Here is a 400-nt window from a genome sequence, read left to right on the forward strand (position 1 = left end):
TTGGTCGTCAAAGGCAAGCGCTTAGCATTGAGCGTTTGCCTTTGGCTTTGGCCAAGACGAACGAGACGCTGTCTCGCTCGGCTGTTCTTTAACAATATGGGATGTAGTAAAGGTGTCGTGAGCGTTGATGAGACGCTGCAGTAAAACACGATACCGGGTTGTGATTGTATCAACCRAAATGTATTKAAGTGATCGAAAGATKACTTGRAATACGGCACAAATGCGAGAACTCATCCTGTAGCGAGCACGKRCTTGAACGCAAGTTTGAGACACACTCGTTATAGGGTCAAGCGAACAAGTGCATGTGGTGGATGCCTTGGCGATCACAGGCGATGAAGGACGCGGTAGCCTGCGAAAAGCTTCGGGGAGCTGGCAAACAAGCTTTGATCCGGAGATGTCC

The 400-nt window shown here is 49.5% G+C and carries 1 rRNA gene; it reads left to right on the forward strand.

From position 1 onward, the window contains the following. Positions 1–284: 284 nt before the first annotated feature. Positions 285–400, forward strand: a 23S ribosomal RNA gene (locus AC1DQ3_RS36855); the annotation flags it as partial.

The organism is Cupriavidus sp. 01T418 (assembly GCF_056398885.1).